At 62.9% G+C, this 25,974-nt stretch carries 25 protein-coding genes; 10 read left to right on the forward strand and 15 right to left on the reverse strand.

Features of this window, described 5'->3' with window-relative positions; all coding sequences use genetic code 11:
- Nucleotides 1–39: 39 nt before the first annotated feature.
- From FKL89_RS06960 to FKL89_RS06995, 8 genes are all read right to left on the reverse strand, one after another.
- Entirely contained in the window at nucleotides 40–1,113 is a 1,074-nt protein-coding gene (locus FKL89_RS06960) for a tartrate dehydrogenase (protein WP_156862074.1), read from the reverse strand.
- Nucleotides 1,114–1,354: 241 nt separating this feature from the next.
- Nucleotides 1,355–1,600 carry a hypothetical protein gene (locus FKL89_RS06965; protein WP_156862075.1) on the reverse strand — a complete coding sequence of 82 codons (246 nt, stop codon included), beginning with the start codon at nucleotides 1,598–1,600 and terminating at the stop codon, nucleotides 1,355–1,357.
- A gap of 169 nt (nucleotides 1,601–1,769) precedes the next feature.
- Complete coding sequence (locus FKL89_RS06970; protein WP_156862076.1) at nucleotides 1,770–2,660, reverse strand: alpha/beta fold hydrolase; 891 nt, start codon at nucleotides 2,658–2,660, stop codon at nucleotides 1,770–1,772.
- A 29-nt stretch (nucleotides 2,661–2,689) separates the two neighbouring features.
- Nucleotides 2,690–3,328, reverse strand: coding sequence for a TIGR04282 family arsenosugar biosynthesis glycosyltransferase (locus FKL89_RS06975; RefSeq protein WP_156862077.1), 639 nt, complete (start codon nucleotides 3,326–3,328; stop codon nucleotides 2,690–2,692).
- A 26-nt stretch (nucleotides 3,329–3,354) separates the two neighbouring features.
- Nucleotides 3,355–4,104, reverse strand: a complete 750-nt coding sequence (locus FKL89_RS06980; protein WP_156862078.1) for a TIGR04283 family arsenosugar biosynthesis glycosyltransferase — start codon at nucleotides 4,102–4,104, stop codon at nucleotides 3,355–3,357.
- A gap of 14 nt (nucleotides 4,105–4,118) precedes the next feature.
- Nucleotides 4,119–5,096 (reverse strand): arsenosugar biosynthesis radical SAM (seleno)protein ArsS, encoded by a 978-nt coding sequence (arsS, locus tag FKL89_RS06985; protein WP_156862079.1) that lies wholly within the window; start codon nucleotides 5,094–5,096, stop codon nucleotides 4,119–4,121.
- Nucleotides 5,097–5,235: 139 nt separating this feature from the next.
- A complete protein-coding gene (locus FKL89_RS06990) occupies nucleotides 5,236–5,742 on the reverse strand; it encodes a DUF3617 domain-containing protein (protein WP_156862080.1) in 507 nt (168 codons plus the stop codon).
- Between the two features lie 8 nt (nucleotides 5,743–5,750).
- A complete protein-coding gene (locus FKL89_RS06995) occupies nucleotides 5,751–6,194 on the reverse strand; it encodes a DUF3617 domain-containing protein (RefSeq protein ID WP_162527427.1) in 444 nt (147 codons plus the stop codon).
- 388 nt (nucleotides 6,195–6,582) lie between these two features.
- On the opposite strand from FKL89_RS06995, the gene FKL89_RS07000 reads away from it, so the two are divergent.
- The 5 genes from FKL89_RS07000 to FKL89_RS07020 all read left to right on the forward strand — a co-directional run bounded on the left by FKL89_RS07000 (nucleotide 6,583) and on the right by FKL89_RS07020 (nucleotide 11,448).
- On the forward strand, nucleotides 6,583–7,587 hold the full coding sequence (locus tag FKL89_RS07000; RefSeq protein WP_238363520.1) for a tripartite tricarboxylate transporter substrate binding protein: 1,005 nt from the start codon (nucleotides 6,583–6,585) through the stop codon (nucleotides 7,585–7,587).
- Nucleotides 7,588–7,664: 77 nt separating this feature from the next.
- Nucleotides 7,665–8,537 carry a metal-dependent hydrolase gene (locus FKL89_RS07005; protein ID WP_238363521.1) on the forward strand — a complete coding sequence of 291 codons (873 nt, stop codon included), beginning with the start codon at nucleotides 7,665–7,667 and terminating at the stop codon, nucleotides 8,535–8,537.
- Nucleotides 8,538–8,643: 106 nt separating this feature from the next.
- Nucleotides 8,644–9,399 (forward strand): ABC transporter substrate-binding protein, encoded by a 756-nt coding sequence (locus tag FKL89_RS07010; protein ID WP_156862082.1) that lies wholly within the window; start codon nucleotides 8,644–8,646, stop codon nucleotides 9,397–9,399.
- Between the two features lie 48 nt (nucleotides 9,400–9,447).
- On the forward strand, nucleotides 9,448–10,428 hold the full coding sequence (locus tag FKL89_RS07015; RefSeq protein ID WP_156864591.1) for a Bug family tripartite tricarboxylate transporter substrate binding protein: 981 nt from the start codon (nucleotides 9,448–9,450) through the stop codon (nucleotides 10,426–10,428).
- A gap of 18 nt (nucleotides 10,429–10,446) precedes the next feature.
- On the forward strand, nucleotides 10,447–11,448 hold the full coding sequence (locus tag FKL89_RS07020; protein WP_156862083.1) for a 4-hydroxythreonine-4-phosphate dehydrogenase PdxA: 1,002 nt from the start codon (nucleotides 10,447–10,449) through the stop codon (nucleotides 11,446–11,448).
- A 25-nt stretch (nucleotides 11,449–11,473) separates the two neighbouring features.
- On the opposite strand, the gene FKL89_RS07025 is transcribed toward FKL89_RS07020, so the two are convergent.
- From FKL89_RS07025 to FKL89_RS07035, 3 genes are all read right to left on the reverse strand, one after another.
- Nucleotides 11,474–13,459, reverse strand: coding sequence for a peptidase U32 family protein (locus FKL89_RS07025; RefSeq protein WP_156862084.1), 1,986 nt, complete (start codon nucleotides 13,457–13,459; stop codon nucleotides 11,474–11,476).
- An 81-nt stretch (nucleotides 13,460–13,540) separates the two neighbouring features.
- Nucleotides 13,541–15,409 carry a DUF885 domain-containing protein gene (locus FKL89_RS07030; protein ID WP_156862085.1) on the reverse strand — a complete coding sequence of 623 codons (1,869 nt, stop codon included), beginning with the start codon at nucleotides 15,407–15,409 and terminating at the stop codon, nucleotides 13,541–13,543.
- A gap of 291 nt (nucleotides 15,410–15,700) precedes the next feature.
- Complete coding sequence (locus FKL89_RS07035) at nucleotides 15,701–16,225, reverse strand: hypothetical protein (protein ID WP_156862086.1); 525 nt, start codon at nucleotides 16,223–16,225, stop codon at nucleotides 15,701–15,703.
- A 130-nt stretch (nucleotides 16,226–16,355) separates the two neighbouring features.
- On the opposite strand from FKL89_RS07035, the gene FKL89_RS07040 reads away from it, so the two are divergent.
- Nucleotides 16,356–17,966 (forward strand): GGDEF domain-containing protein, encoded by a 1,611-nt coding sequence (locus FKL89_RS07040; protein ID WP_162527428.1) that lies wholly within the window; start codon nucleotides 16,356–16,358, stop codon nucleotides 17,964–17,966.
- A 100-nt stretch (nucleotides 17,967–18,066) separates the two neighbouring features.
- On the forward strand, nucleotides 18,067–18,678 hold the full coding sequence (locus tag FKL89_RS07045) for an SRPBCC family protein (protein WP_162527429.1): 612 nt from the start codon (nucleotides 18,067–18,069) through the stop codon (nucleotides 18,676–18,678).
- Between the two features lie 15 nt (nucleotides 18,679–18,693).
- Here FKL89_RS07045 and FKL89_RS07050 read toward each other — a convergent pair whose 3' ends face one another.
- On the reverse strand, nucleotides 18,694–19,497 hold the full coding sequence (locus FKL89_RS07050; RefSeq protein ID WP_156862089.1) for a 2-keto-4-pentenoate hydratase: 804 nt from the start codon (nucleotides 19,495–19,497) through the stop codon (nucleotides 18,694–18,696).
- Nucleotides 19,498–19,677: 180 nt separating this feature from the next.
- Here FKL89_RS07050 and FKL89_RS07055 point away from each other — a divergent pair, with 180 nt between their 5' ends.
- Together FKL89_RS07055 and FKL89_RS07060 are read left to right on the forward strand one after the other, a co-directional pair.
- Nucleotides 19,678–20,259, forward strand: a complete 582-nt coding sequence (locus tag FKL89_RS07055) for a hypothetical protein (protein WP_156862090.1) — start codon at nucleotides 19,678–19,680, stop codon at nucleotides 20,257–20,259.
- Nucleotides 20,260–20,355: 96 nt separating this feature from the next.
- Complete coding sequence (locus FKL89_RS07060) at nucleotides 20,356–21,198, forward strand: SGNH/GDSL hydrolase family protein (RefSeq protein ID WP_156862091.1); 843 nt, start codon at nucleotides 20,356–20,358, stop codon at nucleotides 21,196–21,198.
- 108 nt (nucleotides 21,199–21,306) lie between these two features.
- Here FKL89_RS07060 and FKL89_RS07065 read toward each other — a convergent pair whose 3' ends face one another.
- The 3 genes from FKL89_RS07065 to FKL89_RS07075 form a co-directional block, all read right to left on the reverse strand.
- Nucleotides 21,307–22,329 carry a D-alanine--D-alanine ligase family protein gene (locus FKL89_RS07065; protein ID WP_156862092.1) on the reverse strand — a complete coding sequence of 341 codons (1,023 nt, stop codon included), beginning with the start codon at nucleotides 22,327–22,329 and terminating at the stop codon, nucleotides 21,307–21,309.
- 71 nt (nucleotides 22,330–22,400) lie between these two features.
- Nucleotides 22,401–23,321, reverse strand: coding sequence for a hypothetical protein (locus FKL89_RS07070; protein WP_156862093.1), 921 nt, complete (start codon nucleotides 23,319–23,321; stop codon nucleotides 22,401–22,403).
- 96 nt (nucleotides 23,322–23,417) lie between these two features.
- Nucleotides 23,418–24,656, reverse strand: coding sequence for a nucleoside recognition domain-containing protein (locus FKL89_RS07075; RefSeq protein ID WP_156862094.1), 1,239 nt, complete (start codon nucleotides 24,654–24,656; stop codon nucleotides 23,418–23,420).
- Nucleotides 24,657–24,825: 169 nt separating this feature from the next.
- Here FKL89_RS07075 and nagA point away from each other — a divergent pair, with 169 nt between their 5' ends.
- On the forward strand, nucleotides 24,826–25,959 hold the full coding sequence (gene nagA / locus FKL89_RS07080) for an N-acetylglucosamine-6-phosphate deacetylase (RefSeq protein ID WP_156862095.1): 1,134 nt from the start codon (nucleotides 24,826–24,828) through the stop codon (nucleotides 25,957–25,959).
- Nucleotides 25,960–25,974 lie beyond the last annotated feature (15 nt).

Raw genomic sequence — 25,974 nt, forward strand, 5'->3', positions numbered from 1 at the left:
AGAAGCGTGCGCTGGTGCGGCACGCTGTTGCAATGTTGGCTATAACGATTCGGCAATAAATCTGCCGACGTCGGCCGTGGATGCGGTACCCCCGAGGTCCGGCGTGCGCACGGCGCTGGCCGTACTCTTCTCGCACGCAGCGAGGATGGCGTCGTGCGCGGCCTTGTGGCCCAGCCATTCGAGCATCATGGCGCCGCACCAGATCTGGCCGATCGGGTTGGCGATGCCTTTGCCGGCAATGTCGGGCGCGCTGCCGTGCACCGGCTCGAACAGGCTCGGGAACTTGCGGTCCGGATTGATGTTGGCGCTGGGTGCGATGCCGATGGTGCCGGTGCAGGCGGGGCCGAGGTCGGACAGGATGTCGCCGAACAGGTTGCTGGCAACGACCACATCGAAGAACGCCGGACGCTGCACGAAGTGCGCAGTGAGGATGTCGATATGGAACTTGTCGAGCGTCAGCCCGGGATAGGCCTTGGCCATCTCGGCGCAGCGCTCATCCCAGTACGGCATGCTGATCGAGATGCCGTTGGACTTGGTGGCACTGGTCAGGTGCTTTTTCGGGCGGCTCTGCGCCAGCTCAAATGCAAACTTGAGGATGCGGTCGACGCCGGTGCGGGTGAACACCGATTCCTGCAGTACGAACTCGCGCTCGGTGCCGCCGAACATGCGACCGCCGACACTCGAATACTCACCCTCGGTGTTCTCGCGCACAATGTAGAAGTCAATTTCGCCCGCCTTGTACGGCGAGCCGTCCTTTTTGACGACCGGCGCCGTGACGCCCGGCATCAGCCGCGCCGGGCGCAGGTTCACGTACTGGTCGAACTCGCGACGGAACAGCAGCAGCGAGCCCCACAGCGAGACGTGATCGGCGATCTTCGCGGGCCAGCCGACGGCGCCGAAGTAGATCGCGTCATGGCTGCCAATCTGCGCCTTCCAGTCGTCCGGCAGCATCTTGCCGTGCTTCTCGTAGTAGTCCCACGATGAAAAATCGAAGTGATCGAAGGCGAGCGGAATGTTGAACTTTTTCGCGGCGGCTTCGAGCACGCGGATGCCTTCCGGCATCACTTCCTTGCCGATGCCGTCACCGGCGATGACTGCGATTCGTTTGGTCATGTTGATGTTGCGCTACTGCTGCAGTGAGTGGGTGACGGCAGTCTAGCGGCGCAGTCTGTCAAACCATTCGCGGGTAGCTCGCTGGAACCATCAACTTTTTTGTCAATGCTCCATTTGACAGGGGCCTAACGGGTAAATTGAAGAAAGTCGACTTTCTTAAGTTTCGCGCTCAAGCCCAATAAAAATCGTTTGTCCAGTTACTTAGCTGTTGCGAACGTTACCGCTTGGTTATGCGATGGCTTTAGCTGACGAACAGCAATGGCCAAAGCAGCGCTGCGCCGATGGCGAGTGCAAACACCAGCGCGACAAATAGGAATATCGCCAGCAGCGAGAACGGCAGCAACAGCGCGACGATCACCGGAGTGAGCAGCAACAGCGCCGCCACGCCGCAGGTGATGGCGAGCAGCCAGCCGATCAGATCGGGCGCGAAGTACATCAACATTGCGACGACCACAATCAGGGCAACGACGGTAAGCGCGGTGAGCATGGAGTCCCCTTTGTGCTGTTGAGCAGACGATCAGGCGTTCTGCCTGCCTGGCGACAGGTTTTGTTCAAGCGAGAACAGAGCGCATCGTAGCGGGCACCAGATTACGATCCAGACGCGTGCGACGAATCGCGGGTAGCGCAGCCGAATCGCGTGGCCTGCGCGGCAGGCCCTAGTCAGCAAGGAACGGCAATGCGGCGGCAAGCAAGGCGTCAGGCGCTTCCTCGGGAATGTAGTGTCCGCAAGGGACTGAGCTACCTTGAACATTGACGGCCACGCGTCGCCAGTCATCAAGCGGCTTGAAGCACTTTTCGATGATGCCATTGGCGCCCCAGAGCACCTGCAGCGGCTGCGTGACCTTGCGGCCGGCCTCGCGGTCGGCCCGGTCGTGCTCCAGGTCGATCGTTGCTGCGGCGCGATAGTCCTCGCAGATCGAATGCGCAATGCCGGGCAGGCGGATGCAGCGACGATACTCGGCCAGTGCTTCCGGCGCGAAGGCGCTGAGCCCCGCGTGGCGGTTGCCCATCATCTTCTCGATGAAGAACTCCGGGTTTGCCTCGATCATCGTCTCCGGCAGCGGCTCACGCTGGATCAGGAAGAACCAGTGAAAGTAAGCGCGCGCGAATTCCATGTTGGTCTGCTCGTACATCGCAAGCGTCGGTGCGATGTCGAGCAGCGTCGCGCGTTCGACCGAGTCGGCATGGTCGACCAGCATGCGATGCGCCACCCGCGCGCCACGGTCGTGCGCGAGCACGCGATAGCGCGCGAAGCCTAGCGATTGCATCAGCTCCACCATGTCCTTCGCCATCTCGCGTTTGCTGTAAGGCGCGTGGTTCACGCTGGCATCGGACGGCGGCTTGTCACTGTCGCCGTAGCCGCGCAGGTCGGGCGCGACCAGCGTGAAATGCTCGCCGAGCGCTGGCCACACCTCGTGCCAGATCAGGTGCGTCTGCGGGTGACCGTGCAACAGCAGCAGCGGTGGTTTGCTGCGATCATTAGTGACACGGGCGTTGAGTGTGATGCCATTGGCGGCAATGCGATGGAGGGCAGTGTTCGCGATCATGCGCGGAGTTTAGAACTTGTCGGCTGGCCTCAAACGCGGATCAGACCGAGCGCGACCGCACGCCCGACATCGGCAGGCTCGTCCACATCCCAAAGCCGCGGCATTTCGGCCCAGCGCTCATTGGCGGCGGCAAGTGCGGCGCGCGTTTGCGCCATTACCGCGTCGGTGCTCCACGCGACGCCGGAGAACGGCACAGCATTGGGCGCATTGCTGCCCACCAGGACATAGCCGCCATCTTCAGCAGGGGTGAAAACCCATCGGTTGCCGGCGTCCAGTGTCGCTGCGGCCGACGCGAGATCGCCCGCTGTCAGCGCCGGGCAATCGGTGCCGATCAGCAGTACGCGTTGCCTGTCGGCAGCAAGCGACTGCAGGCAATGCAGCATGCGCGCGCCGAGGTCTTCGCCCTGCTGCAGGAACACAGGCAGATTGAAATCGCGGCTCCACTGCCTGATGGCTGGGTGCTCAGTGTCGTCGGCGACCCACAGCGACGCCGTGGCCGCGTATTGCTCGCGGGCGTCGTTGACGGTCTGCAGGGCGTGCAGCGCAAGCTGGAGATAGATGGCGGCTGCGCCACCGGCACCGAATTGAGGGATCAGCCGCGTCTTGACGCGCCCTGCGACGGGTGCCTTGCAGAAAACAGCGATGTGAAACGGCAAGCGGCTAGTCATGCTGACGCACCGGGCCGGCGACGAAGTTATTTGTAGCCATACCAGCGAGCGAGTCGCACTGGCGATACGCCGAGCCAGTAAGCCAATCGCAGCCACCACATCAGGAGGATTGTTCTCCAGACGCCGTGCCTGAGCCAACGACGCGGCGAAGTCGTCACCCTGTCGCGCAGGCAGGCAGGTGGCGAAACCTTCTTGAGTCGCCTGGACAGCTCAATGTCCTCCATCAGCGGCTGCATTGGAAAGCCGCCTGTGCGCTCGAATGCCGCGCGGGTGAAGAAAAGGCACTGATCGCCGGTGGCGATTCCGGTGACGCGCGAACGCCAGTTCATCATGAAGGCGATGACGTTAAGCATTGCCGGCAGCCGCCCGACTTCACCGCCCGGATCGCCAAAACATACGTCGAATCGGCCCCAGTCTGCCCCTTTGCTCAGCGCGTCAAGAATCAGGCGGTCGGCGTCAGCCGGCAACTGCGTGTCGGCATGCAGGAACAGCAGTGCCTCATGATGCGCAACCTGTGCCCCCGCGTTTTGCTGACTCGCACGTCCGCGGGCCGCAACGATGACACGGTCAGCAAACGGTTGCGCGACGTTTAACGTACCGTCACTGCTGCCGCCGTCTACCACGATCACTTCGCAGCCACGTTGGCGCAGTGCTACCAGCGCTTGCAGCGTTGCCTGGAGCTGCGGTGCCTCGTTGAGTACGGGCAGGACGATGGAAAGCTTCAAGGTCAGTCGGTCAGCGTCCCGGTATTGCGGGGGGCTCGCCGTTGCGCGCATCGGCGACGACGTGGCTAGCCCAGCGCTCCGCCGCAGGAGCTGCCTTGACCCGCCGTACAGCCGTAGCAATGATCACGCACCACGATGGCACCATCGTTGAGGGCGTCGCGCGCGCTGGCCAGCACATCACGCAGGTGGGTGCGTGGGCGCCCGCCTGCACGGGTGGCGAGGCCGAGCATCTGGTTGAAATCGCAGTCGTAAACGTAACCCTGCCAGTCAATGCTCAACTGGTCGCGACACATCACGCCATCGAGGTTTTCGTCGCGATGCGCGTCCTTCAGCAGCGTCATGTAGCCGTCGAAGGTGCCTTTTGAAATCAGCGTTGATCCGAATCGCTGGATCGGCATGTTGGCCAGCGTGAACAGATGATCGAAGCGGATGCCAAAGCTCTCGCCGAGGATGCGCTTGTAGTCGGATTCCAGCTTCACCTGCGACGGCGGCAACGATGGCCCCTGCGGGTTGTAGACGAGATTGAGTTCCAGCCCGGAGGCGCCATCGCCGTAACCGAGACTGTTGAGCAGTTGCAGCGCACGGATGCTTTGGTCGAATACGCCGTTGCCGCGCTGCTTGTCGACATTGTCGACCGAATAGCAGGGCAGGGAGGCGGTGACGGCGACCTGATGGTCGGCGAGGAACTGCGCTGTGGTCTCCTGACCGGGCTCGAACAGCACGGTGAGGTTGCAGCGATCGATGACCCTGACGCCGAGTGCACGGGCCTCGGCGACCAGCGCACGGAAGTACGGATTCAGCTCCGGAGCGCCGCCGGTGAGGTCCAGTGCTTTGGCTCCGGCGTGCCTGAGCGTGTCAATTACCAGATCAACCGTCTCGCCATCCATCATCTCGGTGCGCTGCGGGCTCGCGGCGACGTGGCAATGCAGGCAGGACTGGTTGCACTTGTAGCCGAGGTTGACCTGCAAGGTGCTCACGCTGCGCCGACGCAACGGTGGAAAAGTGGTGCGCTGGCTTTCGAGACGGGGAAGTACGGCGTGCATGTTTGTCCTGCAAGAAGTGGGCACCGGTTTCCCGAAAGGTTAGCAAACCGGTGGAAGCGCAGAACTGTCGCGGCGGTGAACGTAACCCTTACAAAAGCGAGATGCCTGGCGCATGAGCATCTGCCGGGTTGCGCGGAATTTACTTGCCTGTGACCTTCAGCGCATCCGCATCAGGCTTTACCTTGCACGGGCCGAGCCAGGTGCCGGTCATTTGCTGCTTTATGCGCTCAATGCCCTGCGACGCCGGGATGTATCGTGATTCGAGCGTGATCTCAAAACGTTTTGGTCCTACCCGCCCCTGCGCGCTGCCGTCGAGCGTCTTGCCGCCGTCACAGGCGTAGCGGAAGCGAATCCCCTCCGGTGCGCCAGCTGGCGCTGCTCCTGGCGCGATTCGCAACAGGGGTGTACGCTCAAAATCGGTGCTCGGACAGCGATCGGCACTGCTCGCCAGTGTCTGCAGCGCAAATGCGCGGCCGCTCGCGAAGTCATCGGCGCTGCGGCATACCTTGAAATCGATGGTCGGGAAGTTGACCCGCATGTCTGCCGGGATGTTCTTCATGTCTGTGGCGATGACATAGCGCCACTCACCGGGCGTTTGCGCGACCGTCATTGTGCTCACCGCCAGCGCGGCGAGCGACGCTGCCATCCGCAGAATCAGCATCCGCCGAGACGCTTGGCCGACATGCTCATGTTCATCTTGCCGCCCATGGCCTTGGCGTTGCCGCCGGTCATCGTCATTTTCGCGTCGAACTGATTCGGGTTGGCCGTCATGTCGTAGCTCATCACCATGGGTTCAGGGAGGTTCTTGCCCGTGCAGACTGCGGTGAACTGATAGCGGTTACCGGTGACCTTCACGTCCTGATACTTGCAGTCCATGCCCGCTTCCTTCTGCGAATTGAGGTTGCGGCCTTCATCGATGTCCTTCTGCGTGACGCATTGCTCGAAGCTCATCGGGATGCTGCCCATGCCGGGGATTTCGGTGCGCGTGTTGTAACTCCATTTGCCCGGTGCGGTGTCGAATTTGGGCAATTGTGCGAAGGTGACGCTGGCGGCGCCAGCAGCAAGCAACACGGAAACGGCGGAGACGAGACGAATCATGGGAACCTCAGAGTTGGCAAAAGTGTAGCGAACCTCAAAAACGCTGGCAGTCGCCATGTCGTGGACCGCCCGGCGCCTTGCGGGCACAGATGACGTAGACGGGATCGCAAGGGCAGGTGCGACATCCTTTCGCTGCGGCGAACGCGATCGCGCGCAGCGATTACATCTTTTTGTCGTAACGACCATTTTATGCGGGCTATGGACGCAATTTGACTAAAGGCGACTTTCGGGAAAATGCCTTCTAAAGCCCCATTCGGAAGTCGTTTCAGGAAAAAGCTGAAAGCGCTGCGCCGCACGCTTAAATGAATCGGACTGGCGACAGCGTTTCGTGCCAATGGCAGGCTATAACCGGCGTCACGAATGCGACGATAGCGACGGAGGAGGTCATATGTCGTTCTGCAGGCAATTTGTGCTCAGGCTGCGCCGCATGCGCGTGTGGTGGTCGCCGTTGCTCATGGTTGCTGCGGCGGCATCGTTGCCGCTGGCCGCACAGGACTTTCCGTCGCGTCCCATCACACTGATCGTGCCTTTCCCGCCGGGTGGCGTGGCCGACAATGTGGCGCGACCAGTGGCGCAGGCGCTGGGCAAGCAGCTCGGGCAGTCGGTGGTGATCGAGAACAAACAGGGCGCCGGCGGCGGCATCGGCATGGCCTATGTGGCCAAGGCGAAACCTGACGGCTACACCTTGCTGCTGGCGCTGTCGTCCATCTCGGTGATTCCGGAAGCCGACCGTGTGCTGGGTCGGGCGCCGATGTTCCAGCTCGACCAGTTGCTGCCGGTAGCGCGCTTTACGGCTGACCCTGTCGTGCTTGCGGTGCGTGCGGATTCGCCGTGGAAGAGCTTCGCAGAATTTGTCGCCTACGCAAAGGCCAACCCGAAAAAGCTCAACTACGGTTCTTCCGGCAACTACGGCACCATGCATGTGCCGATGGAAATGCTGACCGCCAGCGCCGGGATCAGCATGACGCACGTGCCCTTCACCGGCGCTGCGCCCGCCGTGACTGCACTGCTGGGCGGCACGCTCGATGCGGTGGCGTCGGGGCCGTCCACCGTGGTGCAGCACGTCAAGGCGGGCAAGCTGCGGGTGCTGGCGAACTGGGGTGGCGAACGGCATCCGGCATTGCCGGAAGTACCTACGTTGCGCGAGCTCGGTGCGGCGGTCGAATATGCCCAGTGGTCGGGCCTCTTCGCGCCAGCAGGCACGCCTGAACCGGTGCTCGCCGCGCTGCGCAAGGCGGCCCGCGACGCGCAGGACGACCCCGCCTTCCGCCAGGCATTTGTCACGCTGCAGACGCCGCTTGCCTATCTCGATGCGCCAGCGTTCCGGCAGTACTGGGACGCTGATGCGCGCAAGATGGCAGAGGTGGTGCAGCGCATCGGCAAAGTCGAATGAGTCGCCCCGGGTTCGCCGCACTTGACGCTTGACCCTGCTGCGCAGTCCAATCCAGAGTTACTACCAAGGAGGTCCGCATGAAACCGTTCAATATGGCCCGTCGCGGCGCGATCGCCGCCGCGCTCGGCGTTGCGCTGTGCGCGCTGCCGCAGTTCGCAGCAGCGCAAGCGCCTGCTGCGCCCGCCGCCCCTGCCGCCAGCGGCAAGACCGAGATCCTCTGGCTCGGCCAGGCCGCTACCCGCATCAAGACACCCGGCGGCAAGGTGATCGTGATCGATCCGTGGCTGCGCACCAATCCAAAAACACCGCAGACCTACAAAGACCTCGACGCGCTCGGCAAGGTCGATCTGATTCTGGTGACGCACGGGCATTTCGATCATTTCGCCGATGCACCGGCCCTCGCCGAAAAGCACAAGGTGCCGATGTACGGTCCGGCGGGCATGAATGCCGCCGTGGCCACGCTGGGCATCCTGCCGGCCGAGCTGGCACCCCGCTTCGGCAAGGGCGGCACCATCATGCCGTTCGGTGCCAACGGCGTGAAGATCACGGCGACGCGTGCCGAACATTCCTCGGAGTTGAACTGGAAGAACCCGGCGACCAACAAGGATGAAACGCACCCCGGTGGCGAGCCGGTGGGCTTCATCATCGAGATGGAGAATGGCTTCAAGATCTGGCACATGGGCGACACCGGCCTGTTCGGCGACATGAAGTTCATCGGCGAGTACTACAAGCCCGATCTGGTGATGATCCCGATTGGCGGTCACTTCGTGATGAGCCCCGCCGATGCGGCGGTTGCCACCCGCGACATGATCAAGCCGAAATACGCCATTCCGATCCACTACGGCACCACGCCCGTGCTGCGCGGCACCACGGCCGAGTTTGCTGCGGCGCTAGGCAACACCACGGTCAAGATGTTCCCGATCAATCCGGGTGACAAGCTTGAGTTCTGATGCGCGCCCGGCAACCCTCGCGGGCACCGTTTTGCAATCAGGCGGTTCGCGGCTTGTTGCCTTGCTGGCTGCGCCGTTGCTGGCACTTTTCGCGGGTTGCGGGACGATGAGCGCAACCGTCGGCCCGGCGCCGCCTGAGGTTGTCCGCGCGCTGGCACCCGACGGCACGCTACGCGCAGCGATCAACTTCGGCAATCCGATTCTGGCCAACCGGCATCCTGCGACGGGCGAACCGGTCGGCGTGTCCGTCGACCTTGCCCGTGAACTGGCGCGCCGACTGGGCGTGAAGGTGGAACTGGTGCAGTTCAGCGCTGCTGGCAAGGTAGTGGAGGCGGTCAGCGCCAACGAGGTGGCGATCGCCTTCGTGGCGATTGACCCGGAACGTGCCGTCACCACGGTCTACACCGCGCCGTATGTGGTGATCGAGGGCGCTTATCTGGTGCGCGAAGGCTCACCGTTGCGCGCGAACGAGGAGGTGGACCGCGACGGGACTCGCGTGGCGGCGGCGAAGGGCAGCGCCTACGACCTTTATCTTTCGCGCGAGCTGAAGAACGCGAAGATCGTTCACGCGACGACGTCGCAGGCGGTGACAGACACCTTCATCGCACAAAAACTGGACGTCGCTGCCGGCGTCAAGCAGCAGTTGCAGATGGATGCCGCACGCATCCCGGGCCTGCGTTTACTGCCGGGGCGTTTCATGGCGATCAACCAAGCCATGGGTACGCCGCGACCGCGGGCGGTGGCGGGTGACTATCTGAAGGCGTTCGTCGAAGAGATGAAGGCAAGCGGCTTTGTTGCTGCCTCACTCGTGCGGCACGGCATTCAGGGGGCAGCGGTCGCTCCGGCTGCAGCAAAGCCCTGAATGGAATCGGGAAAATCAACGGAGGAAGAAATGCGTAATTCGCAGGGAATGATGACGCGGATTTGCGCGACATGGCTGGTGTCGCTGGTGCCGGCGGCGATGCTGGTCGGGACGACGGCTGCGAACGCGCAGGCGTATCCGAACAAGCCAGTCAAGATCATGGTGGGCGCATCGCCGGGTGGCGGTACCGACATCATCGCGCGCATGCTGGCCGAGAAGTTTGGTGCCGAACTGAAGCAGCCGTTCGTTGTTGAGAACCGGCCTGGTGCCTCCAACACCATAGCGGCTGACCTCACTGCCAAAGCCCCAGCCGATGGCCACACGCTGCTGGTGGCCACCAATACCGGACAGGCCATTGCACCGCATCTGATCAAGCTTGCCTTCGACCCGATCAAGGACCTGGCCCCGATTGCCTTGATCGTCACGGTGCCGAATGTGCTGGTCATCAATCCGCAGGTCGGGGCGAAGGACGTGAAGGAACTGGTCGCGATGATGAAGGCGAAGCCAACCGGCTTCAGCTATGCATCCAGCGGCGTCGGCAGCACGCAGCATCTGGCCGGCGAGGCGTTCAAGCTGGCGACCGCTACCCAGATGTCACACGTGCCTTACAAGGGAAGTGCGCAGGCGCATCTGGATCTGATCGCCGGCAGCGTGCAAATCATGCTCGATACCACTTCGTCTGCCATGGGACACATCAAGAGCGGCAAGCTGAAGCCGCTGGCGGTGACATCGCCGCGCCGCTCGGCTGAGTTGCCGGACGTCCCGACCATGACCGAGCTGGGCTATCCGGCTGCCGAGATGACGACCTGGTACGGACTCTACGTGACTGGCGGAACACCGCGTGATGTGGTGGCGCGCTTGGTCGAGGTGACGCAGCAAGTGCTCAAGCTGCCGGAAGTGCAAACCCGACTCAAGGGCCTCGGCGGTGAGCCCGGTGGCATGAGCGTAGAGCAGTTCGCGGCACTGAATCGCAGCGAATATGACCGCTTCGGTAAGTTGATCCGCGATGCCAACGTCAAGCTCGATTGACCGGTGCGTGAAGCAACGATGAAACCGAATATTGCACTGGTCATCGGCGATCCGGCGGGCGTTGGGCCGGAGTTGGTGGTCAAGCTGCTGGCCGACGAGTCTGCCGGTCAGGCCAATGTCTACGTGATCGGCAGTCGCGCCGTGTTGGCAGGCGCCATGCACGAGACGGGCGTTCACCGCGATTTGCCAATCGTGGCGCTCAGCGACATTGGCAGTCGGGACCTGCCGTCGCCCGTGCTGGTGGATTGGCCGGGGCTCAACGCCGACGGCTTTGAGCGCGGGCAGGCGAAAGCAGACAACGGCAAGTTCATGCTCGACATGCTCACGCTCGGTGCGCGGCTGACGCAGCAGGGCGCGACGGACGCGCTGTGCTTCGCGCCATTGAACAAGGGCGCCCTGCGTGCTGGCGGCATGCAGCAGCAGGACGAGCTACGCTGGTTCGAGGATCTGCTGGGGTGCCACAGCTACACCGGCGAGCTGAATGTGCTTGACACGCTGTGGACCTCCCGCGTCACCTCTCATGTGGCGCTCAGGGACGTGAGTGGCCTGTTGACCCCGGAAGGCGTGGCCGACGCAGCGAAACTGATCACCGATTCGCTGCTTGCCGCTGGCAAGACGGAGCCACGGGTGGCGGTGTGCGGGCTTAATCCGCATAACGGCGACAACGGCAACTATGGCAATGAGGAAAGCACGGTCATTGAGCCCGGCATTGCGCTGGCCCGTTCACGCGGCTGTGCGGTTGACGGCCCGTTTCCCGCAGATACGATCTTCGTGCGCGCCAAAAATGGTCAGTACGACGGCATCGTGACGATGTATCACGATCAGGGGCAGATCGCGATGAAGCTGATGGGCTTTGAGCGCGGCGTCACTGTGCAGGGCGGGCTGCCGATCCCGGTGACCACCCCTGCCCACGGCACCGCCTACGACATCGCAGGGCGTGGCATTGCCAACGTTGGCGCGATGAAAAATGCGTTCGACCTGGCTTGCCGCATGGCCGCTGGACGACATACCCGAAGCTAGTCCGATTGGCGCGTGCCCAAATCCGCTACGACGTGATTGTGTCGACCGGTCGCTTGGCGTAGAACTTCAAAGGCGATGCCGGGATTGCAACGCTGGACGGCGGGGGCGCGCGCAGGATGTGCGAACGGGCCTTGCCCATCACATGCATCTCGCAGGGCTTGCAGTCGAACTTGAGGGTCAGGCGGTCGCCACCACTGATCAATGTCATCGGCTCCGCGCGCACCTGGCCCTGTACGCCCTGCACGCCTTTCGCCTGCTTCGGGCACAGGTTGAATGAGAACCGCAGGCAGTGCTTGGTCACCATCAGCGGCACTTCGCCGGCCTCCTGATGCGCTTCGTACGCTGCGTCGATCATGCTGACGCCGTGCTTCGCATAAAAATCGCGCGCCGCCTGGTTGTAAACATTGGCAAGGTAACTCAGCGATTCGCCGGGGTAAGGCGCCGGCGGTTCAGCCGCTGCTCGCCGCGACCACTTGACGAAGCGCGCGGCTCGGTCCACCTCCAGCGCGGCGACGGCATCTCGCCGCAATGCGTTGGCGGCAGAGGCGGGGACGAACCAGGGCTGCGACCACGCGATTTCCACTTCGGTGGCGCTGAAGATCGTGTTGCCCAGCTTGGCGAGGTTATCGCGCAGACTTGCCTCGGCGCGGTCCGGGCTCTGTGCCGGGTCATGCGGCAAGGTGACGGTCGCCGTTCCACAGGCACCCGTTTCGTCGGTGACCTGCAACGCGAAGCCGTCGGCGGTCTCGGTGAAGCGCAGGCTCACGTCGATGCGTCGCTCGGCGGACTTGCGCGTCAACGCCAGCTCCCAGGCGTGATCGCGATTGCGGCTCAGCGCGACGCCGGGTTTCAGTCCCGCAGCCTCAAGCTCGCGAACTGGCTGATTGGGGGTGACTCGCCAGACTTCGCCCATCTGCCGCGCGACATTCACCTGCGCGCCTTTCACCTCGCGCTTGTGCATCCAGGTGATGCCGTCGCCGTTGGCCAGCGTGTCATGTGCGTCCACCTCGAACCACTCCGCCGCCACCCGAGTCACGGTGCCGAGCGGCAGCCCGACGTGAATGGGGGCATCGAAGGCGCCGATGTCCGTCTTGCGTCCGGTCGCAAAGTAGTCGGTGCTCTGGCGGTTGAAGGTCTTGTCGGGATCAGGCGTGAAGGTGTAGCGGCAGCGACCATGTGAGGCCCGTGCAAGTTCGGGCCGTTCTTCCAGAATCTCGTCGAGCAGCTGGCGGTAGTGGGCGGTGACGTTCTTCACGTAGCCCATGTCCTTGTAGCGGCCCTCGATCTTGAAGCTGCGGATGCCGGCGTCGATCAGCGCGCGCAGGTTGGCGCTCTGGTTGTTGTCCTTCATCGACAGCAGATGCTTGTCGAAGGCGACGACACGGCCCTGTGCGTCTTCCAGCGTGTAGGGCCGGCGGCACTCCTGCGAGCAGCCACCACGATTGGCGCTGCGCCCGGTATGCGCCTCGCTGATGTAGCAATTGCCCGAGAACGCTACGCACAGCGCGCCGTGAATAAAGTATTCGAGCGGTACATCCGGGTTGACAGCCGCGCGCATCTCGCGAATCTGCGGGATGGTGAGTTCACGCGCCAGCACCAGTTGCGAAAAGCCCACTTCACCGAGGAATTTCGCCTTTTCGACGGTGCGGATGTCACACTGCGTCGAGGCATGCAGCGCGATTGGCGGAATGTCGAGTTCGAGGATGCCCATGTCCTGCACGATCAGGGCATCGACGCCGGCGTCGTAGAGCTGGTGAATGAGCTTGCGTGCGACCTCCAGCTCACTGTCGTGCAGGATGGTGTTGACGGTGGCGAAGATGCGTGCGCCGTAGCGATGCGCAAATTCAACCAGACCAGCAATGTCGGCTACCGTATTTTCCGCCTTGTTGCGGGCACCGAACGAAGGGCCACCGATGTACACCGCGTCGGCGCCGTGCAGCACCGCTTCGCGGCCGATATCGGCGTCACGGGCGGGGGAGAGCAGTTCGAGGTGGTGGGCAGGGAAACTCATGGCGGGCAGATACAGCGGTACAACCGGGCTAAGCGCGTATTTTCTCGCAGATCGGGCACTGGCGCTGCCGGATGACCGGCTCTAGCCGGCTTTGCGCCGATTGGCGATGTAGTCGTCGACCACGCGCTCCAGCACCGCGAGGGGCAGGGCACCGTTGAGCAGCACCTGATCGTGAAATTCACGGATGTCGAAGCGGCTGCCGAGCGCGCTGCGCGCCCGCTCGCGCAGTTCGAGGATCTTCAGCATGCCCACCTTGTAGGCCAGCGCCTGACCGGGGTCGACGATATAGCGCTCGATTTCGGTCACCGTCTCGGCTTCGCCCATGCCGGTCTCGCGCATCATGTAGGCGATCGCCTGCTCGCGCGTCCAGCGTTCGCTGTGCAGGCCGGTATCGACGACCAGGCGCACGCAGCGCAGCATCTCGTCGCGCAGGCGACCGAGATTGTTGAGCGGATCCTTCTGGTAGCCCATCTCCCAGGCCAGATGCTCCGCGTAAAGCGCCCAGCCCTCGTCGTAGGCGGTGAATGGCAGAAGGGAGCGGAAGATCGGCAATCCAGTGAGCTCTTGCGCGATGGCCGTCTGCAGATGGTGGCCGGGCACCGCTTCGTGATACGCCAGCGTGCGCATCACGTAGCGCGGTGTTTCGGCGACGTCGCGCAGATTGGCGTAGAACGTGCCCGGTGCAGAACCATCCATCGGCGGCGAACTGTAGTACGCTCCCGGCGTGCCTGCCTCGGTGAATTCCGGCATGCGCTTGACTTCGACACGGGCGTGGGGTTTGGTCTTGAAGCTGCCATCGAGCCCCGCGGTGATTTCGTCGATGATCGCCTGATAATCCTTGAGAATTTGTGCGCGACCTTCGGCACTGTCGGCATAGCGCTGCGACGGGGACTTCGCGAGCGCCGCGATGCGCTCGGCACGTGTGGCCTGGGCATAGCCCGCTTGTGCCAGTATCGCGTCCATCTCGGTGCCGACGCGTGCCACCTCCTTCAGACCCAGCGCATGAATCTGCTGCGCCGTCATCGTGGTCGTCGTGTTGCTCTCGATTCGGTACTGGTAGTACGCCGCGCCGTCTGGCAGCACCCACGCGCCATCGTTGTGGAGCGGTTTGCCACGTAGCGTTTCAAAGTAGGCTGCAAGACTCGCGTATGCAGGCACCACATTGGCCGCCACGGCTGCCTCGGCGCGCGCGAGCAGGGCAGCGCGTTGCGTTGCATCGACGCGATCAGCCGGCATCTTGCCGAGCTTGTCGCGCAAACTGGAGACCAGCAGATTGTTGCTCGCGCCAGCGGCGGTGAAATCGCGGATCTGGTCCAATGCCTTGGCGACGGCGAACTTCGGCGGCAGGATGCCCTTGGACTCGCGAATTTTCAGGTCGGCGATGACCTCGGCAAAGCGGCGCGGGAATTCATTGAGCCGTGCAATGTAGTGCTCGGCGTCGGTGGCGTCGTTGATCTGCTGCTGCTGCGTCATCAGGTTGGGCAACGAAGTGTGTACCCCGACCATCTGGTTGACCGGCCACCCGTGATGGCGCCAGCGCTCTGCGCGCACCCTGTCGTCAACGTAGTAGGCAAAGATGTCGTAGGAGAGCCGGTCCTGCCCGGTGAAGGCGCTGTGGTCATAGCGGCGCAACGTCGCCTGGGTATCACGCAACCAGGCGAAAGTCTGGTCCTCGTGGGCTTGCGAGGCGTCAGCCAGCTTTGCGTTGTGACCACGGATTCCGAGCGGCTCGAAAATGCGCAGCGCGGTGAGGAACTCCGGGTTGTCCAGCGCGAACTGCACAAAAACCCGTGTGTAGAACCAGTTGACCGACAGCGGCCTGGCGAACCAGGTGTGAAGGCCGAGTGCGACCGCTCCAGTGGTCACGACCCCGACGACAATCGAAATCCGCTTCAGCCAGAGCCACGAGGTTGAACGGCCGCCTTGCTTTTGTACTTCGTCTTTCTGCATGCCTGTCTGGAGCTTGTTGGTGATGGAGCCGGGCGGCCGACTCGCCAGTGGAGTCGTTGTTTCTACGCCACCCATCCCGTTTTACTTGTGGACGCGTTTTTCTTTTGGGGCAGTGTCGGCAAAGCGCACGGCAATCGTTGGCAATACAGCTTTACGTGGAAAGTCTTATCCAATAAGGGCGAATAGGGCTATTGAGCAAAAAGTCGACTTGCATCGATATATCCACTCACGCCGAATTGAAATGCGATTCTTGCTGAAAAGCTGATCCGCCAGCGCGGCTGCTGCTTCCAGTCAGCACGGCCGCATGATTCGCACACCCTTGTCTTCCTCCCGGCTGCCGGTGCTGCTGACGCGGCCGTCGTTGCCATAGCCAACGTAGAAGCAGGTTGGAAAGGTGCCGTCCATGAAGCGGTAAACGTGTACCAGTTCCTCGGGCCGGAACGGATAGCGCAGCGACCAGTACGATGGTCCGATCAGTGCTTCCACTTCGTCCTGCGTCTGACCGATGACCACTTGGGCAACCCGCTGCGGTGTCAGCCCCTGAACGTTGCTGACCAGCTTGCCAGTCTCGTCAAAGCTCAGGATTTGCACCGTGCGGCCTTCCGGTGCACTGCTGTACGCCCAGCGCTCGCCGCCACCAGACCCGGCGGGCAGCCGCACTTGCGTCGTCGGCGCTCCCCATGCGGCGCGCACGTCCGCCGTGCTTGCACCGGGCTCCAGTGGTCGCAGCGACATGCAGCCGGCGACCAGCGCCATGGTGACCAGGGCGGCCAGGCTGCTGGATCGCAAGAATTGAGTCGCCGTCGAATGCGCCATGATGCTGCTCCTGAATCGATGCCGCGATGTTACGTGCACTGCGTTGCATTCCCGCTGCCAACGAGCTCGACGCGATGCCGGCCGCCGCTGTGCAGCCCCTCGGGACGCGGGCTTCGTCTACGCTTGCAACATGGTTGCTTCTCCTGTTTCCTCCGCCGCTGCGGCCTCGGAGCATACGTCGCGTGCCCTCGCCATTGGCGTAATGCTTGAGACTGGGCGGTTGCAGGACGCGTTGCGCGATGCGGAAGAGGCGCTGCGAGGCTGTGATGACGAGGAACGCCCGATCCTGCTGTGCATGAAGTGCAACGCGCTGGTGACCCTAGGGCAGCCACTCGATGCGCTGCGGGTAGCAACGGCAGCACGCGAATTGGCGCTGCCGATGGGCAGGCCGCTGCTCGTTGCCGAGGCCAATCTGGCGCTGTCATTTGCACTGCAGGCGCTGGAGGAGCACGACCGCGCCATCGATCTCGCGGCAGAGTGTGAAGACATCGCGACCACTCATCAGGATCAGGAATTGCTGGCACGGTCATCGCGGACGCTCGCGATTTCCTACTCCATCCTCGGCCGCCATCAACAGGCAATCCCGATTCTTGAGCGGGTGGTGCAGCAACTCGAACAGCATGCGCGGACCCCGGAGCGCCTGTTCCACGCCCGCTACTCGCTGATCAACGCCCGCTCCCGGCTGAGCAGCACCGATCGCCGGCCGGAGACCGAAAAGCTCGACACCTATCGCGGACTGCTCGCCGACTGGCTCGCCTTTGTCGAGGACGTTGAAGCGCGCAACCTGCTGCGACTGCGGGCGATGGCACTAGGCAACGCCGGCATTGCCGCCCGCCTTGCCGGAGATAACGAACTGGCCCTGCAAATCCTCGCGAGGGCGCGCGATGAGGAATACCGCCTCGGTCTGCGCGGCCACGGCGCGGTGTCGGAGAGCCATCTCGGCGCCGCTTATCAGGCGCTCGGTCGTCCGCAGGAGGCGATTGCGGCGTTTCGCAGTGCCATCGACAAGCTGAAGGAGGGCAATCCACGCGATCTCGCCGGTGCGTGCGAGGAGCTGGCTGCCGCCTACGAGTCAGTCGGCGACACCGCCGCCGCGCTCGATGCACTGAAGCAGACACGGGCTGCAGAACGTCGCCTGCGTGATGATGCGGCGCATTCCGCTGCGGGGCGGCAGGAACGGCGCGACGAAGTGAACCGGCTGGCGGAACAGTGGACACGACTGGCCAGTGAAGACGGGCTCACGGCACTGGCCAACCGTCGGGCGTTTGACCGCAAGCTGGCAGCGCTTGCAGAGGCTGCGAAAACCGGCCATCCGTTTGCCGTGGTGCTGTTCGATCTCGATCACTTCAAGCAGATCAACGACACGCATGGCCATGCCATCGGGGACGCCGTGCTGAAGCGCTTCGCCGCCATTCTTCGCAGCGAACGCCGCACCGACGATCTGGCGGCCCGTATTGGCGGTGAAGAGTTCGCGCTGTTGCTGGTAGCCGCATCGGTGGAACAGGCACGGGCGGTCGCCGTCAAAGTGCAGAAGGACCTCGATCGCGTGCCGTGGCCGCAGATTGCCGAGCGCCTGGTGGTGACCGTAAGCGCAGGAATCGCCTGCAGCGCCGAAGCGCTCGTCGGGGCTTCCAGTCAAACGAACGCAGGCGATTGCGCCGATGCCTTGTTAGCCGCCGCTGATCGCCGGCTGTATGCGGCCAAGGCAGCAGGGCGCAATCGGGTGGTGATGTCGGATTGACACCGTGCGCGACGCCGACATTTCCGCATGCACGCGAATGCGCTACGCTTCGCGCCGGCCATGCGCGGTCGATCCGGGCGGCGCAACAACGGAGAACTGGATGCAAAAATTTTTATATCTGATTTGTGTCGCCCTCGTGGCGTTGCTGCAAATCGCCTTGCTGCCATCCGCCAGCGCCACTGAGCGCGCCATCGACAAGGAGATTGTGGTGCCCGCCAACGTCGATGCAGCGTGGATGGCGTGGACAACGCGCGAGGGGATCATCAGCTTCTTTGCTCCCGACGCGGTCGTTGACCCGCGCGTTGGCGGCGCCTTTCAGATCCACATCAACCCGCTCGCCGAACCAGGCATGAAGGGCGCCGACGATATGCGCTTTCTGGCGTTGCAACCGAGGAAGATGCTCTCGTTCGACTGGAACGCTCCGCCCAGCCTGCCGGAGGCACGTCAGCAGCGGACCTTTGTCGTCGTGCGGCTGACCCCGGTCGATGACAAGTCCACCCGGGTGTCGATTCATCACACGGGCTGGGGCGATGGCGGCGAGTGGGACAAGGCCTATGCGTATTTCGACCGTGCGTGGGGCAACGTACTCATCAATCTGCGCAAGCGATTCGAGACCGGACCGATGGACTGGACTGACTGGCTGGCGCAGTTGAAGAAAATGCGTGACGACGCAGCAAAGAACCGCGAAGACGCTGCCGCGACAAGAAAGTAGACGCCACCAGCGTCTTCATGGGAACGTGACGGCAATTGTGCCTAGCGCCCCGAAGTCCATCGTCAGTGCGTCACCGGGCGCGCAGGGCACCGGCACCACGCAGGTGCCGGTAGTGATGAAGTCACCGGCCTGCAAGCCATTGCCATAGGTGCAAAGCTCATTGGCCAGCCAGGTAAGGGCGATGCGCGGATCGCCGAACACGTTGGCGCCGATGCCTTCGGCAACGGTCCGTCCGGCGTTGCTGGCGGTCACGCGGTGCGCCGCGAGGTCGATGCTGCGCCAATCAATGGTCACGGCGCTGCCGACGACCCACCAGGATGCGCAGGCGAGGTCGGCAATCAGTGTTGGCGCACCGACTTTGACGAAGTCGTTGAACCGGGTGTCTGGCACCTCGATCGCGAGATGCAGGCTGTCAACGGCCGCCATGACCTCGTCCACGACATACTGCTGCCCGTTTGCTTGCGGGGGCAACGTGCGAGCCATGCGAAACGCGAACTCGGCCTCGGCAACCCGCAGCAGATTGCCACGCAGGTCAATTGAATTGGCGGCTTCGCTGCCCGCCGCAAATATGCGATTGACCAGCAGGCGACCGGCCAGTGGACCGTCGACGTTGATGTGCTTCTGCCCGGCCATACTGGTCGCCGCGATCTTCCAGCCGACAGGCCGTTGCCCGAGCTGGCGCACGACTTCAGCCTGTACTGCATAGCCCTCGGCGCGTGAGGCCGGACGGCATGCGGCCGGCAATTCGTCCCGGCGCGAGCCGCTGGCGAAATGTGCGGCGATCAGTTCGGCGGCTTCATTTATGGCTTGAGGCTGCATATTTCGCGTTCTGAATGGTGATGAAGCGATGCTAGCCGCTGTCCTACCCGCTACCGGCCTCCGCGTTTCTGCGACTGGTCGCGTCAGTGCCTGCAACCTGGTGGTGGTGCGACACAATCCGTCGCGGCGGTCGGCGACTCGTGACGACCATTGGTGCACAAGCATGCGAGGTCAGTCCGAATGAACGAACAGCAGGCGAAGCGAATTCGCATCTACCTTACCGTGGCAGTCCTTCTGGCCGAGATCGGCCACCTTGCGTGGGAGCACTTTCACGGCGGTATCGCCAGCCATCACTTCCTCAATCGCGCCGATATGCCCGCGGTCTCCAATGGATGGGGACTGCTGCTGTTGCCCGCAATCAGCTGGTTTCTGGGCGGCATCGCCTTGCGACGATCCATAGCGACTGCTGCTGCAGCAACGATCAACGCGCCGGGTGGCCAGGCTGAAGCCGCAGGACTGGCACGCGGCGTGTTCGTCGGATTTTTCGCGGAACTGCTGTTCGGTGCGTCGCTTGCTGCGACGTTCTCGCTGGGCTACCAGGATGTGACCTCCATTTTGTTCTTCGGCATGCTGCTGCTGGCACTGGTGTTTCGTGTCTATCGTGCCGAGTGCGTGCTGGGTTTCGTGCTTGGCATGACGTTCACTTTCGGCGCCATCCTTCCGGCGCTGGTCGCGTCTGTGACTGCGGTCATTTCGGCGGTCGCGCACCGGGTGCTCTATCCGCTGGCAAGGCGGGTCTGGATGGCACTCGGGCTAGGCTAGTTGCGCAGATTCGACGCCGCTGCCGGAACAAAATCGGCCAAGTTGCGCTGCGATGCTCTAAAACCCTTGCATTGACATCTGGCAGGGGAGCAAACCATGCAAGCCATCACGACCATCAGCTTCAGAACTTTCAGCGCGTTGCTGCTTGCCGGCGCCGCGCTTCTGCTCGGCGCCTGCGCTTCGACCCAGTCCGTTACGCCCACTGGCGCCACCGCGAGCGGGCCGGAGCAGACCAAGGCCGTACTCTGGGTCGGCAACAGCTTCTTCTACTACAACAACAGCATGCACGGCCATGTCGGGCAGTTGATTCAGGGCGCGACGACCGGCGACAAGTCCGGCCATCGTGCGGTGTCCGCAACCATCAGCGGCTCCGGCATCAACTGGCACGATCTCGAATCGCACTTCAAGCCGGGCGGCGTGGGTTCCTATTCGTTCGACCGCAACAACAATGTCGTCTTCAACACCTTCACCAAGCCGTTCGACGTGGTGTTGATGATGGATTGCAGCCAGTGCCCGATCCACCCGCAGTTGCAGAAGTTCTTTTATGACTATGCGCAGAAGAACAGCGAAATTGCCCGCAAGAATGGGGCACGCCCGGCGTTCTTCATGTCCTGGGCCTATCAGGACAAACCGGAGATGACGGAACAGCTCGCCGCGGAGTACACCAAGGCCGGGCGCCTGCACAACGCGCTCGTGGTGCCCGCAGGCCTCGCGTTTGCGGCGTCCGTCAAGGCGCGGCCCGATCTGAACCTCTACGTCGCAGACAAGCGGCACCCGAGTCTCGCGGGCACCTATCTCGCCGCCTGCACAGTGCTCGCTTCGCTTTACAAAACCAACCCGGAAGGCAACAGCTACACCGCCGGGCTCGATGTGGCGACGGCGAAATTCCTGCAGTCAGTCGCGTGGACGACGGTGCAGGAGTACAACGCGAAGAAGTAGGCGGCAGACTCGCTTTCACGCCAGGCGCGTGAACGCCAGTTTCAACTTCCTCAGGGCTTCGTGGGCCTGGTTCCCGACGTCGCTCGGACGCGGGATTCTTGCGCCGTCCTAGCGCCGCTCCAGCGCCAACTCAACCAGTCTTGAGACGAGGTCGCCGTATTTCACACCGCCGGCGCGCCAGAGCTCGGGGTACATCGAGGTCTTGGTAAAACCGGGCATGGTGTTCACCTCATTGAGGAACAACTCGCCCGTGCTGTCGAGATAGAAGAAGTCCACCCGCGCAAGGCCCGCGCAATCGAGCGCGCGGAAGGCCTCGATCGCCAGCGCGCGGGCGCGGTCCGAAATTGCCGCCGGAATCTTGGCCGGGATATGCATTTCAGCCTTGCCGGCCGTGTATTTGGTTTCGTAGTCGTAGAACTCGCTGTCGAAGGTCAGCTCGCCTACCGGGCTTGCCTTCGGATCGTCGTTGCCGAGGATACCCACCTCGATTTCGCGCGGTTTCTCGGAGGTCGCGGCCTCAACAATCACACGACGATCCAGCTCGAATGCCAATCGCAGTGCGGTGCGCAGCTCGGTCTCGTTCTTCGCCTTCGAGATGCCAACGCTGGAGCCCAGATTCGCTGGCTTGACGAATACCGGGAAGCCAAGCGACACAATGCGCGCGACGGCATCCTCCGGCGTACTGGCGAACTCGGCACGCGTGACGAGCTGATACGCCACCTGCGGGATGCCGTGTGAGGCGAGAACGGCCTTCGCCATCACCTTGTCCATGCAGACGGCGCTGCCCAGCACGCCAGAGCCCACGCACGGAATGCCAGCGAGCTTGAGCATGCCTTGCACCGTGCCGTCCTCTCCGTTGGGGCCGTGCAGGATCGGGAACACTACGTCGTAACCCTCGGCCGCGCTGGCCTGATGCAGCACAAGCTCGCCACCGCTGGGCGCGCTGCCGCGCTCCAGCGCCCGCGCTGAGTCGGGCGCCGGCAGCCAGCGGCCCTCACGGGAGATCACCACGCTGGTCACATCAAAGCGATCCTTCGGGAGCGCGGACAGCACGCTGCGCGCACTGTTGATGGACACTTCATGTTCACCGGATTGGCCACCGGCAAGGACGAGGACGCGAGTTTTTTTCATGCACCAATTTTAGGAGGCCCGGCCGCACGTACCGGATGCACTCTGGCGTTCATGCGACTTCGGCATGGCGCTCAGCGCGATGCTGTGCCGGGGTAGACGACGCGCTCGTCTACGGCGTACAGCACGCATCGGGGGCCCGTGGTCTGCCCACCACCCCGGGCCTTGCAGCGGGCCAGCGCGACATCAATCGAGTTTGGATCGTTGGCGCTCCAGGCCCAATGCGCACCGTTGGCCGAGACGGCGAAAGCGCGGGGCAGCGCCGCCAGGCGAAACTGCCCGAAATCGCGCTTGGCCAGCGGGTTGCGCACTGGCAGCTTGTCGATTTGTTCCAGCGTGGCGTACGCGGTGGTCGGGAACTTTTCGCGGCGCCAGCCATAGGGCAGGTTTCCACTGTCCGGACTCGACCAGATCACCTGCGACGTCACAACCCCTTGCGCCAGCGCGCTGGTGGCGATCTTCTCGCATTGCTGCGGCCGGGCCGACTCGGTGCCGAGGCAGAGCATGGTCGCCTGCCCGAAACGCGACGCAACTGCTGGCGGATAAAAGCGCACATCGCCGGCGCGGCGCTCAATGCTGATCCAGCGCTTCACCAATGCCGGATCGGCCTTGCCGTCGGTGAATTTCAACGTCCATTGCAGCAGGTCGTTTTTCTCCACTGCCGCGTTGTTCAGCTTGCCAAAGTCATAGTGGCCGTGAAAACCCACATAGGTCAGGCTGGCTGGAAAATCGTCGGAAAACAGCCGCTGCCTGCCGCCCAGGAAAAGGCGCGAGCACGCTGATACGCAGTGGCCAGACACCACCGTGGTCACGCCCTTCTCGCGGAACAGCTCACCGAGCCGATAACCCGTCCAGCTGTTGCCCCCCATCGAATTGCGCAGCACGACATGGGTGATCATGGGCGTCCTGTTGAACTCGGCCTGCACGGCGTCGAGGTCACGCCGCACGATCTCGCCGGAGAGAACCAGTGTGTCGCCCAGGCGAATGACTTCCATCGAAACGGCCTGCGGTGCGGCGACACAGGCCGCGAGCAAAACCACAATGGCGGAAGCTTTGCGGTGGCGACCCGTGCTGCGCAGCATCTGAACGAATCAGTGAAAGAACAGGTAGGCGATGGCAACTGCCGCCACCACACCGGAAAACTCGGCGAGCAGGCCGTAGCCGATGGCGTAGCGGATTTTCGCGATCTTTACGGAGCCGAAATACAGCGCCACGATGTAGAACGTGGTGTCCGCCGAGCCCTGGAAGATGCAGGCCAGGCGACCGACGAACGAGTCAACGCCGTAGGTTTTCATGGCGTCGATCATCATTGCGCGGGCGCCGCTGCCGCTGACCGGCTTCATCAGCGCTGTCGGTAGTGCCGGTGTGAAGTCGGTGTTGAGGCCCAGCGCCGTAAAGAACCACGTGAAGCCCCTGACGATGAACTCCAGCACGCCGGAATGGCGCAGCACGCTGATCGCGACCAGCATGCCGACCAGATACGGGATGATGGTCAGCGAGGTCTGGATGCCACCTTTCGCACCCTCGATGAATGCCTCGTAGACGTTGATCTTGCGTCGCAGTCCGCCGATCAGGAAAGCCACAATGATCGACAGCAGCAGCAGGTTGCTGACCAGTTGCGACACTTGGGTAATCTGCTCTTTGCTCAGGTACTGGCTCAGATACCAGACCATCCCGGCGATCAGCGCCGTGAGGCCACCGAGCCACGCGACGATCACGCGGTCAAACAGGTTGATGCGTTGACGGATCGCGACGGCTACCAGACCGACAACAGTGGCGACAAAGGTGGCGATCATGCACGGGATGAAGATGTCCGCGGGGTCGCGTGCACCCAGCACGGCTCGCTGCGCCATGATGGAGAGCGGAATCAGCGTGAGCCCGGATGCGTGCAGCACCATGAACATGATCTGGGCATCGCTCGCTTCATCCGGCTTAGGATTGATGCTTTGCAGCGATTCCATCGCTTTCAGACCGAACGGCGTGGCCGCGTTGTCGAGGCCAAGAAAATTCGCCGAAAAGTTCATCACCATGTGCCCGGTAGCGGGATGATCCTTCGGCACTTGCGGAAAGATGCGGGAGAAGAACGGCGCAATCAGTTTCGAAACGAAGGCGATCGCGCCAGCTTTCTCACCCACGTTGAGGATGCCGAGCCAGAGTGTCATCACACCCGCCAGCGGCAGTGCAATGTCCATCACGCCTACCTTCGCGGACTCGAAGGTGCCATCGACCATCCGCTTGAATACGGTGGCGTCGCCAAATGCGAGCCACTGCACCAATGCGGCAGCGAAGCCAACGAGGAAGAATCCGGTCCAGAGATAGGTGAGCGTCATACGGTCAAGAGTGAGCTGGGAACGCGCACCCTCTGTGCGCAGGCGTTGCCTGCCGGGCGGCACTGTCACCGGATTGTGTCAGAGGGCGAACCGGCGTGTGTGCGGCAAAAGTCCGAAATGATGTGTAACCGGCATCATTGCGCATCGACAACGATGATAAAAACGGTTCATGAAAGCGCTTGATGGTCATATCCTGACCCCGCGCGGATTCATTCGTGGGCGGATCGGTATCGACGGGCGTCTGCTTGCTTCCGTCGTGGGCGAACCGGTTGCAGAGGTGGCGGTTCGCGACAGCTCGTTGCCAATCGTGTTGCCCGGCTTTGTGGACCTGCATGTTCATGGCGGCGGTGGGGCTGACGTGATGGATGGCGACGATGCGGCACTGAAGGTTGCACAAGTCCACGTACAGCATGGCACTACGACCATGCTGGCAACGACAATGACAGCACCTGCCGATGACTTGCGCGTTGCCTTTGCTGGCGTTGCCGCCGCGCGTGTTGCCACGAGTTGTGAAGCCGCTGCCGCCCACATTCATGGCGTGCATCTTGAAGGCCCCTTCATTGGCGCCGGCAAGCTTGGCGCGCAGCCCGATTTCACACGACCGATATCGCTGGCAGAGGTCAAGGCGCTGCATGCGGTAGCGCCGATCACACTGATCTCGGTAGCGCCAGAGGCAGCGGCGGGTGGTGAGGATTCGAGCATTTCGGCGCTCGTTCAGGCCGGTTTCCGCGTCCAGCTTGGCCATTCCGGCGCCAGCTACGAGGCCGCTAAAGCCGCGCTGGATGCCGGTGCGACTGGCTTTACCCATCTCTACAACGCCATGAGCGGGCTGCATCACCGGCAACCCGGTATGGTGGGCGCGGCACTGGCGCACGCCAGCCACGCCGAAGTGATCCCCGATCTGCTGCACGTGCATCCCGGAGCCATCCGCGTGGCGCTGCGTTCAATCGCGGGGCTGTATTGCGTCACCGATTCCACTGCGGCTGCCGGCATGCCTGATGGTGAATACCGGCTTGGCCGCCAGCTGGTCACCCGCTGTATGGGGGGCGTGCGTCTTGCCGATGGCACGCTGGCGGGCTCCACGCTGACGATGGACGATGCCTTGTGCAATCTGATCAACGCATTGGGTCTGTCACTGACCGAAGCATCACTGCGGACGTCCACGCTCGCGGCTGACTACATCGGCGCCACGCAACGAGGCAGGCTGGTCGCCGGTGCATTTGCCGATATGGTCGTGTTCGACCGCGATTTGCAGCTACGCGATGTCATTGCCGAAGGTTTGAGCGTGCATGGCCGGGATTGATCACAGGCAGCCAGC

The organism is Casimicrobium huifangae (assembly GCF_009746125.1).
Classification (GTDB): Bacteria; Pseudomonadota; Gammaproteobacteria; order Burkholderiales; family Casimicrobiaceae; genus Casimicrobium; species Casimicrobium huifangae.